This window comes from Candidatus Cloacimonadota bacterium (assembly GCA_011372345.1).
GTDB lineage: Bacteria > Cloacimonadota > Cloacimonadia > Cloacimonadales > TCS61 > DRTC01.
On the sequence record DRTC01000142.1, the window covers coordinates 1 to 7,944 of the forward strand.

Consider the following 7,944-nt stretch of genomic DNA (forward strand, 5'->3'; position numbering starts at 1 on the left):
TCCTGATACTGAAATCGAACTTGCTCGTCTTCAACGAAATTTTGAAATAAATGATAAGATTTATTCGATGTTAACAGAAAAATATGAAGATGCAAAAATTGCAGAAAAATCCAAAATTGGTAATGTAAGAATTGTCGAAGAAGCACAAATTCCAACCAAACCAATTAAACCTAATAAAAAACTGAATTTGATGATTTCTATTGTATTAGGAATGGCTTTAGGCGTTGGAATGGCCTTATTAATGCATGCTTTAGATTCAAAGATCAGAACTTTTGATGATGTCCGCAAGTTTGTTGCTTTACCCTTATTAGGAACAATTCCTTTTATTCATGTTTATGAATCAGATATTGATCATATTGAAAAAATGATGACTGACAGCGAAGATACGGACGAAGATAAATTGAAAATTATCCGGCAGCAAATAGAATCAAGATTGATTACCCATTACGCTCCGAAATCTTCAGTTTCAGAATCATTCAGGATACTAAGAACTAATATTGTCGCGAAAAGAAAAGAAAAAAAACCGATGACAATCTTAATTACAAGCTCTGGTCCTAAAGAAGGTAAATCTACAGCTTTATCAAATTTAGCAATTGCTTTAGCGCAAATGGATGAGAAGGTTATCCTCGTCGATCTTGATTTACGAAGACCTGTTGTTCATACTTTGTTCGGTCAAGATAAAGAAATGGGAGTAAGTGATTTTCTTGTTGATAAATCAACGAAAATTGAGAGATTTATTAAAAAATCAAGAGTTCCGAGCCTTGATCTTATTACCAGTGGTTATATCCCTCCTAATCCTTCCGAGCTTTTAGCTTCTCACAGAATGGATGAAGTCTTGGATATTCTGAAAGAAAAATATGATTGGATACTTCTTGATTCTCCTCCGGCAATCGCTGTTACAGACACCATGATCCTGGCGAATAAAGTTGATATTCTGCTTTTAGTTGTCAGGGTATCAATGGCAGATAAGCAGGTTATCAAAAGAGCTAAAGAACTTTTAACCAATATAGATGTAAATATTACCGGAGCTATTATTAACGGCGTTCAACCTCATAAATATTACAGCAGTTATGAATATAACTACTATTATTATTACTATTATGGAAGAGAAGAAGAAGAAAGCAAACGAATGCCGAAAATCTCACGCAAAAATAAATCTATTTCTTGATGTAATCGCTAAAAGGAGTGATAAGTTTCATCAAATCCGGACAATTTTTTCTGAAATCGACCTTTTCGATTCGATAGATTTTTTTTTGACAGAAAATAAAGATATCAGGATTTTGTGCAACAAAGATTTTCTTAGTAATGAAAAAAATCTTATATATCAAATAGCGTTCTTTATACAGAAAAAGCATAATGTGAATAAAGGTGTAGAAGTTGTATTGAATAAAAATATTCCTGTTTCAGCTGGTTTAGGAGGTGGAAGCAGTAATGGTGCTCAGACGATCCTTGCTCTTCAAAAATTATGGAATTTACAGATGTCCGATGTCGAAATCAATAATATCGCTTCTGAATTTGGCAGTGATATAAATTTTTTCTTGACTGGTGGTTGTGCTCTTGGTGAAGGAAGAGGAGAAAAAATCACTCCGGTAGATGATATGAATTTCAATAATATTTTATTGGTTAATCCGGGATTTGCCATTTCCAGCAAAGAAGCTTATGAAATTGTTGAAATTCCTGAAAAAGAAAATCCTGACTGGAAACAACTTTTAAAATCAAAAAATAAGACTCTTTGTTTTAACAGTCTGGAAAAAAAGATCTGTCAAAAATATCCTGAAATTCAAAACATCATAACTCATCTAAAAAACAATGGGGCAGAAAATGCGATACTTTCAGGTAGTGGAGCAACAGTTATCGGTTTTTTTAAAGATCATAAAAATGCAAAAATAAATTCAGATCATTATACCGAAAAAAAATATTGGAATACAATCACAAAAACAAAAAGGAGAACAAAATGAACATTACAGATGTAAAAGTATTTATCAGGGAAAGCAATCAGTTGAAAGCTTTTGTTAACATTGTTATTGATGATGCTTTCATTGTTAGAAACATCAAAGTTATCGAAGGAGAAAATGGATTATTTGTGGCTATGCCAAGTCGAAGGGTCAGTAACGGTGAGTATCGCGATATTGCTCATCCTATAAATACTGAAACAAGAAATCAGATAGAACAGATCGTTATAAAAAAATATAAAGAGGTTCTTCAGGAAGCATTAAGTGCTGTTGAATCCAAAAATGATGAAGAAATGGAAAGTTCATCCGAGGATAAAGGAGAAATTTAGCTATCAGTATGTACTCAAAGTTAAAAATCTTTACAGGCAATTCTAATAAAAAATTAGCAGTTGAAGTAGCAAAACATGCCGGTATTCCACTTGGAGATTCCGAAACTTTCAAATTCTCCAACGACAACACTTTCGTGAAGATAAACGAAAATGTGCGTGGTTCCGATACTTTTATTGTCCAACCAACCTGCTATCCTGTTAATGATAATTTAATGGAATTGTTGATCATGATCGACGCTCTAAAAAGAGCTTCAGCACAGAAAATTAATTGTGTCATCCCATATTTCAGTTATGGAAGATCAGATAAAAAAGATCAACCGAGAGTACCCATTACTGCAAAACTGGTTGCAGATCTTTTAACAACAGCCGGAGCAAGCAGAATCGTCAGTATGGATCTTCATTCCGAGCAAATACAAGGTTTTTTTAATATTCCTGTTGATCATCTCTCGGCATTACCAATTTTTTCCAGGTATTTCAAGAACAATTTGGATACAGAAAATGCCGTGATCGTATCTCCTGATGCCGGAGGAACAAATCGAGCTCGGGAATTAGCAAAAAAACTGAATTGCAATTTAGCGATCGGAGATAAACGACGGATCGGCAATATAGATAAAGCGGAAATTTTAAATGTTATCGGTGATGTAAAAGGAAAAATAGCTATTCTTTTTGATGATATTGTTGATACTGCAGGAAGTCTTACAAAAATAGCAGATGTTTTGATGAAGCTTGGAGCAAAAAAAGTTTTTGCTGGTTGTTCTCATGGAATTCTTTCCGGAAATGCCATCGAAAGAATTGTTGATTCACCAATCGAAAAAATTTATATTACGGACTCCATACCCCTATCAAAAGAGAAAAAACAATGTAAAAAAATTGTTCAGATTTCAATTGCTGAACTTTTAGCAACTGCCATAAAAAAAATTCATATTGAAGAATCACTAAGTATCTTATTTAGATAGATGTTCTACTTAAAAAATGGGATTACAACGGAGGAAAAATGAATGTAAAAATAGAAGCAATCGAGAGAGATAAAGGTAAAAAATCTGATCTTAACGCTTTGCGTAAAGAGGGATTTATACCAGGGATCATTTACGGAGAAGGAAAAGAGGGTATGAGAATTTCCTTACCTAAAATTCCTTTTTTGAAGGAATATAATAAAACAATCGGTGAAATATCTTTTTTTGATATTACTTTGAATGGAAAAGAATACCAGACAATTATAAAAGAAAGGCAGGTTCATCCGGTATCAAGAGAATTTGTACACCTGGATTTTCTTAAAATTCATAAAGGAAAAACAATAACTGTTAATGTTCCAATCAAAACTAAAGGTCATTCACAAGGTGAACAGGCTGGCGGTTTGTTAGAAGTTCTAATGAGAAAAATAGAAGTTTCATGCTTACCGAAGGATATTCCGGAAAATATTGAGATCGATGTTTCCGAACTGAATATTGGAGAAACAATCCATCTAACTGATATCGAGCTGGTCAATGTGCATACGGAATTACCGGGAGATACACCATTAATAGCTGTTCGAGCTCCGAAAAAAGAAGAAGAGGTTACTCCTGAGGAAGAAGCTGCCGAAGGTGAAGAATCTGAAAAAGAGAAAACTGAGGAAGAATCTTCTGAAGAAAGATCGTCTAAAGAATAATCAACTTAATGAGATTGATAATCGGGCTGGGAAATCCCGGTAAAAAATATCGGAACAATAGACATAATATTGGTTTTCAAGTAATTGAAAACCATGTTAAAATGAAAGGTTTCACATTCCGAAAAAGACTTTTGTATGATTTTGTTAAGGATAACGATGTTCTTTATGTAAAACCGAAAACTTATATGAACAACAGCGGAAATGCTGTTACATCGATCCTTACAAAATATAAAGTCGATGATATTCTAATCATTGTAGATGACATCTATCTTCCGATTGGAGAGATCAGAATCAGGCAGGATGGAGGTTTCGGAGGACATAACGGGCTGATTTCCATTGCAGAAGCTTTGGGAACAGATAAGTTCAATAGATTAAGAATTGGAGTAGGTTCACCGGAAAACGAAATTCTTTCGAATTATGTTTTATCCGATTTTTCAAAAAGTGAACAGGAAATATTAAAAGTTATTTCAGGATTTACGGAAACATTATTAAATGAATATATAAAGGGCGATTTTAAAGATTTGCTGGATACTTACAGCAAATTGAGAAAATCCTATTCTGAGAAAATTGATCAACTCATCCCTTAATCCCTTCTCTTGCAAAGAGAAGGGAAATTGAAGTCATCCCTCTCTTTTTAAAAGAGGGAACGAAGGTGAATTAAATTCTCAGAATCGATAGACCAAAGGAGGAAATGTGTTAAAAAACTATGAGAGCATGATCGTCATCTCACCAGAATTAAGTATTGACGATTCCAAAAAAGAAAACGAGAAGATTACTTCATTTATTACCGAAAACAAAGGTTCCATTGAAAATACCGACGAATGGGGTAAAAAAAAACTGGCTTATGAAATCAAGAAATTCAAAGAAGGATACTATTTCGTAAATTACTTCCAATTTGATCCGGAAATGATTTCAGAATTAGAGAGAATTTACAGAATTAACGAAAATATTATTCGTTATAACATTCTTGTAAAAGAAAAAAAAGGAGGAAAAAATGGCTCATGAACTAAGATTTCCGAGAATTAATTCCGTTGTATTAAGCGGTAGATTGACCAGAGATGTGGAATTAAGATATACACCAAACGGTACCCCCGTTGCAAAATTATCTCTTGCTTTTAATCGTGTTTATCAGAAAGATGGTGAATGGCAGGAAGAAACCGGTTTTATAGATGTTGTTGTCTGGAGTAGACGAGCAGAACAATGCGCTGAATATCTTCACAAAGGAAGTCCGGTTGTTGTTGAAGGGTATATTAAAACGAGAACATATCAAGATAAAGAAAACCAGAATCGCAAAATAACAGAAATAGTATCCAGTAGAGTTCATTTCCTTGAACGAACAGAGATTAAAACTGAAGAAAGTACTCCCAAAACCGAACCAGAAATTTCCGAAACTAAAGAAAACATTAAAGCAACCGTGACCGACGATGATGTCCCATTTTAGGAGTAACTAATGGAAGAAAAGAAAACAGAAGAAAAAAAAACAGAAGTTAAAGAAACACCCAAAAAACAGGATAGACCTTATAATAAATACAAAAAGAAAGACACATCCGGGAAATACCGAAAATTTGATAGAAAAAAGTTCATCTTCAAAAAAAAGTTCTGTTTTTTCTGTAAAAATAAAGAAGCGGTTATCGATTATAAAGATGTCGGTTTGATGAGACGATTTATTTCCGAAAGCGGGAAAATAACTCCCCGTCGATTCTCAGGAACCTGTGCCAAGCATCAGCGAAAATTAGCGATTGAAATAAAAAAAGCACGCCAGATGGCATTGATCTCTTTCACTGAAAAATAATTTTCACAGAAAAATAATGTCGTGTTTATTATTGCCATACTTTCAGTTCTAATTTCAGCGTTTTCCCCGGTTCTGGGATTGATCTTTATTATAGCATATAGTGGGAAATACCAGGAAAGCAAAAAAGAAGGATTATTTTATCTAATATTTCTGATCACGACCTTGATATTTCTATCTATGAATATCATCGATGCTGTCAGGTTGTCCGATATAATAATCGGGATTGGAATGGCTTCTTACCTTTTTTTCAAACTGAAATCCAGGAATTTTGATTACGCCATGATCATCATTTATGTTTTTCTATATTCTACGATTTATGGTTTATTTCGTCATCTTGTGTTAGGAAAAAAATTGTTGGAAACTGTTAGTGTTGCTTTTGAACAATCCAGAGAACTCATTATCGCGAGTTTCCAGAACAATCCCGATCAAATAAATGTTTTCCTCGATGTTCTGGAGAAATCCAGGATTTTTCTGGAAAATTTCAATATCTCGATCTGGATAGCAGGCATTGTTGCGGCAACTTATCTCGGAGCATTGATCTTATCAAAAAGAGCAGGTTCGAACTGGAAACATAATGAGATTAGATTACCCTTTTTCCTGATCTATTTTCTCATTATCGTTTTAGTACTCGTTTTATTACCGAAAACAAAGGTAGTCGGGTTAAACGGAATTCTGATGGTTGCTCCCTTGTTCCTGATCCAGGGTATTTCCATATTGGATTTTTACTGGGGAAATTTCTTCAGTAAATCCAAGTTTTTATTATACCTGCTGATCTTTGCGATGGCTCTGAACTTGCCGCTTTTGGTTCTGGTCTCATTAGTTGGTATGTTCGATATTTGGTTTGATTTTAGAAAAATTAAGATTACGGAGGATGTGCATGAAAATCATCTTAGTTAAGGATGTAAATAAGTTAGGTGAAGCTGGAAAAGTCGTAAATGTTTCTGACGGTTATGCCAGAAATTTTCTTTTACCGAAAAATCTGGCTTTAATTGCCACAAAAAATAATCTGCAAAGAATCGAAAAAATAAAAAAAGATGCAGAAATCGAGAAGTTGGAAGTCGAAAATAAATTTAAAGCGATCGCTGAAAAGATCAAAACAACAGAACTAACTTTCATCAGGAAAGCAGATGAAAATGATCATTTGTTCGGTTCTGTTTCCGAGATCGATATTGTTGAGGCTTTGGCTGAAAAAGAAATTGAAATCAATAAAACAGATGTTGCAATGGAAAAACATTTGAAAGAGATTGGTGATTTTGAAGTTAAAATAGTTTTTCCAAATGATATCAAAGAAATCCTGAAAATTAAGATCGAAAAGGAGTGAAAAAGGGAGGTTTTTCATGAAAAAGATCATCAGTATAATCGGTTGGATAGTCTTGCTGGCAGCTTTTGCTTCATTTGGTTTTGCCACTGATAATCCAAAAGTTGGAGTTCCTGTTTACGCTGTTTTCTTCCTTATCGTATTTGCTTTAGTTTACTTATATTTGAAAAAACATCATCGAAAACAGGAGATCAAACCGAAAAACATTTTACTTTTTCAAAAGATAATCGGGATAATTTTATTGGTTATTGCTTTGATAACACCTTATATGATCTATCGAAAAATTGATCTTCCCTTCTTTTCCTACTTGATCATCACGATCATTACAGCAATTTTGATCATACTGGGAGCAATCGCTGTTTCCATCATTAATAATTCCAAAAAAAGCAATATAACCACTAAATCACTCGGTTATTTAATGCTGGTTGTCATTTCCTCAATTCCTGCTTTAGGAACAATGAATTTCCTGATAGAATATTTCAATCGTACTTATGATGCTCTGGGAACGACTTATTGGGGTGCAATCATGTTGGCGATCTTTTCCTGGTGGGGATTTTCCCTGTTTTTGAAAAAAGAGTAATTTATGAGTTTAGTTCAGGCCGGTGATAAATTACACGATCTTGTGTATTCTATTGCCGGTAATGAACATAAAGATATTCTCACCTTATTTTTTAACTGGAAAAAGATCGTTGGAAATATCCTCTCAGATCGAGCTTCAATTCACAAACTGGAACATAATGTCCTTTTTATTGCTGTTTCCAATAATGTCTGGATGCAGGAACTCATCCTCAGAAAAAGTAAAATAATTGCTGATATAGATTTAATTCTGAAAATAAAATTAGATGATATTGTTATTTTCCTGAAAGATGCTCAGTTCAGATACAAAAAACCAAAGCCAAAAAGAAGAA

The 7,944-nt window shown here is 33.7% G+C and carries 13 protein-coding genes; all 13 read left to right on the forward strand.

Features of this window, described 5'->3' with window-relative positions:
• Positions 1–1,168, forward strand: a 1,168-nt coding sequence (locus ENL20_02645) for a polysaccharide biosynthesis tyrosine autokinase (protein HHE37453.1), incomplete at its 5' end; no start/stop codon positions are given.
• A complete protein-coding gene (ispE, locus tag ENL20_02650) occupies positions 1,071–1,958 on the forward strand; it encodes a 4-(cytidine 5'-diphospho)-2-C-methyl-D-erythritol kinase (GenBank protein HHE37454.1) in 888 nt (295 codons plus the stop codon). The genes ENL20_02645 and ispE, both read left to right, overlap by 98 nt.
• On the forward strand, positions 1,955–2,281 hold the full coding sequence (gene spoVG, locus ENL20_02655; protein ID HHE37455.1) for a septation regulator SpoVG: 327 nt from the start codon (positions 1,955–1,957) through the stop codon (positions 2,279–2,281). The genes ispE and spoVG overlap by 4 nt, the downstream gene beginning before the upstream one ends.
• 8 nt (positions 2,282–2,289) lie before the next feature.
• Positions 2,290–3,237: a ribose-phosphate pyrophosphokinase gene (locus ENL20_02660; protein ID HHE37456.1), complete on the forward strand. Its 948-nt coding sequence runs from the start codon at positions 2,290–2,292 to the stop codon at positions 3,235–3,237.
• Between the two features lie 38 nt (positions 3,238–3,275).
• On the forward strand, positions 3,276–3,926 hold the full coding sequence (locus ENL20_02665) for a 50S ribosomal protein L25 (GenBank protein ID HHE37457.1): 651 nt from the start codon (positions 3,276–3,278) through the stop codon (positions 3,924–3,926).
• 8 nt (positions 3,927–3,934) lie between these two features.
• Positions 3,935–4,513: an aminoacyl-tRNA hydrolase gene (locus ENL20_02670; protein HHE37458.1), complete on the forward strand. Its 579-nt coding sequence runs from the start codon at positions 3,935–3,937 to the stop codon at positions 4,511–4,513.
• A gap of 106 nt (positions 4,514–4,619) precedes the next feature.
• Positions 4,620–4,931 (forward strand): 30S ribosomal protein S6, encoded by a 312-nt coding sequence (rpsF, locus tag ENL20_02675; GenBank protein HHE37459.1) that lies wholly within the window; start codon positions 4,620–4,622, stop codon positions 4,929–4,931.
• Complete coding sequence (locus ENL20_02680) at positions 4,921–5,367, forward strand: single-stranded DNA-binding protein (GenBank protein HHE37460.1); 447 nt, start codon at positions 4,921–4,923, stop codon at positions 5,365–5,367. The genes rpsF and ENL20_02680 overlap by 11 nt, the downstream gene beginning before the upstream one ends.
• 9 nt (positions 5,368–5,376) lie before the next feature.
• Entirely contained in the window at positions 5,377–5,718 is a 342-nt protein-coding gene (gene rpsR / locus ENL20_02685; GenBank protein HHE37461.1) for a 30S ribosomal protein S18, read from the forward strand.
• A 21-nt stretch (positions 5,719–5,739) separates the two neighbouring features.
• Entirely contained in the window at positions 5,740–6,615 is an 876-nt protein-coding gene (locus ENL20_02690; protein ID HHE37462.1) for a DUF2232 domain-containing protein, read from the forward strand.
• Positions 6,590–7,039 carry a 50S ribosomal protein L9 gene (rplI, locus tag ENL20_02695; protein ID HHE37463.1) on the forward strand — a complete coding sequence of 150 codons (450 nt, stop codon included), beginning with the start codon at positions 6,590–6,592 and terminating at the stop codon, positions 7,037–7,039. Before ENL20_02690 ends, rplI begins: the two co-directional genes overlap by 26 nt.
• A 16-nt stretch (positions 7,040–7,055) precedes the next feature.
• Positions 7,056–7,616, forward strand: coding sequence for a hypothetical protein (locus ENL20_02700; GenBank protein HHE37464.1), 561 nt, complete (start codon positions 7,056–7,058; stop codon positions 7,614–7,616).
• A 3-nt stretch (positions 7,617–7,619) separates the two neighbouring features.
• On the forward strand, positions 7,620–7,944 hold a 325-nt coding region (locus ENL20_02705; protein HHE37465.1), incomplete at its 3' end, for a DUF721 domain-containing protein.